This is a genomic window from Candidatus Frankia alpina (assembly GCF_902806485.1).
Classification (GTDB): Bacteria; Actinomycetota; Actinomycetes; order Frankiales; family Frankiaceae; genus Frankia; species Frankia alpina.
This window is the reverse complement of the sequence record NZ_CADCWT010000473.1, coordinates 1-1,301: the sequence shown is the minus strand read 5'-3', so window position 1 is coordinate 1,301 and position 1,301 is coordinate 1. Positions and strand designations below refer to the sequence as shown.

The following is a 1,301-nucleotide window of genomic DNA, read 5'->3' as shown; positions in this document are numbered from 1 at the left end:
TGATCGGCCCCGCGTTTTCCGGACGCATTCTAATAGTCGGCTTTAGGCTGCATCATTACGGTTCAGGTATTCGTTGTGGACTTCTTGCGGGGTTCTGTAGCCGAGCCCGGAGTGGAGTCGGCGGGTGTTGTAGTGGAACTCTATGTACCGGGTGATGTCTCGGCGTGCGTGTTCGCGGGTGGGGTAGGAGGTGCGGTGGACGCGTTCGTTCTTCAGGGCGGCGAAGAACGATTCCGCCATCGCGTTATCGTAGCATATTCCGGTCTGCCCGACCGAGTGTCGGAGGCCGAGTTCGGTGAGGGTTTTCGCGAACTCTTCCGAGGTGTAGTTGCTGCCCCTATCGGTGTGGAAGATCGCGTCTGGGGCTAGCGGGGTGTTGCGGGCCGCGTTGATGATCGCCGCGGAGATTAGTGGTGTTCTGTAGTGGTCGTCCATGGCGTAGCCGATGATGGCTTTGGTGTGGCAGTCGATGACGGTGGCGAGGTACAGCCATCCTTGCCAGGTCGGGATGTAGCTGATGTCGCCGATCATTTTCACGCCGGGGGCGGAGGCGGTGAAGTCGCGGTTGACCAGGTCCGGGATCGGGCCGGTGGGGCCGGCGTCGGTGAGGGAGTGCCGCCAGGGGCGGGGCTGGCAGGCGACCAGGTGCGCCTGGCGCATCAGGGATCGCGCGAGCTCGATGCCGCAGGTCTCGCCTTGGCGGGAGAGGTGGGCGTGGACTCGGCGGTGTCCGTAGGTTCCGTCGGAGCCGTCGAACATAGCTATGATCATCCGGGTGAGGTGGGCCCGGCGTCGGCTGGTCGCCGACGCGGGTCTCGATCGCCATTCGTAGTATCCGGACCTGGATGTCTCAAGCCAGTGGCACATCGCGTCGATCCGATATTTTCGGGCGCCCGCTGGTGTGCGGGTGTCCTTCTCCACGTCGATGAACTCGTATTTCGAGCTTACCGATATTCCTGGGCGAAGAAGGAAGCCGCTTTTCCCAGGAATTCTGCCTTGAGGCGTAGTTCCCGGTTCTCCTTCTCGAGTTCTCGTAGCCGTGCACGTTCCGGTACCGTGAGCGGTGGTTCGTCGCCGGCGTGGTCTTTCCGGTAGGCCGCAACCCAGCAGCCGAGGGTGCCTTCCAGGATTCCCAGTTCACGAGCGACGGCGGCGATCGGACGTGACGTCTCGATCACCGATTTTACTGCTTCCTCGCGGAATTCCGCCGAGAATTTCCTGCGACGTTCGGCCATATGGCACACGCCATTCCAGGTTCAGTCTATTAGATCTACTGCCCGGAATACGCGGGGCGCCTCAGC

General features: G+C 62.0%; 1 protein-coding gene. It reads right to left on the bottom strand.

Annotation, left to right across the window (positions count from 1 at the left end):
• Window positions 1-42: 42 nt before the first annotated feature.
• Window positions 43-1,235, bottom strand: a protein-coding gene (locus G6R25_RS24020) for an IS3 family transposase (protein WP_163554657.1) whose coding sequence is annotated in 2 segments (ribosomal slippage) — window positions 43-983 and window positions 983-1,235 — 1,194 coding nt in all. Because the reading frame shifts where the segments join, the coding sequence is not laid out codon by codon here.
• Window positions 1,236-1,301 lie beyond the last annotated feature (66 nt).